Origin of the sequence: Pseudomonas sp. SIMBA_067 (assembly GCF_046534675.1) — a bacterium.
Taxonomy (GTDB): Bacteria; Pseudomonadota; Gammaproteobacteria; order Pseudomonadales; family Pseudomonadaceae; genus Aquipseudomonas; species Aquipseudomonas putida.
The window spans coordinates 1-264 of the sequence record NZ_JAWRYH010000620.1; the positions used below are offsets into that span (position 1 = coordinate 1).

Here is a 264-nt window from a genome sequence, read left to right on the forward strand (position 1 = left end):
GTAAACTCGCGTAACTTTTTAGAGGCAAGGAAATTTCATGAAAACTATAATTCCATCACTGCTGGCGCTGACGCTGGCTGCCGCCTTCACAGCCCAGGCCGCAACACCAAAAGATACGCTGGTGATTGCACAATCAACTGACGACGCAGACAGCTTCGATCCGGCCAAAGGGTTTGAACTGACCAGTGTTCAGGCTTTTACGAACATCTATCAGCGCCTGGTACAGTCTGACCCGCAGAATCCGGTGGACCTGAAACCTACACT

The 264-nt window shown here is 50.8% G+C and carries 1 pseudogene; it reads left to right on the plus strand.

The window, feature by feature from the left end:
- Positions 1–37: 37 nt before the first annotated feature.
- A pseudogene (locus SB765_RS30585) lies at positions 38–264 on the plus strand (ABC transporter substrate-binding protein); the annotation flags it as partial.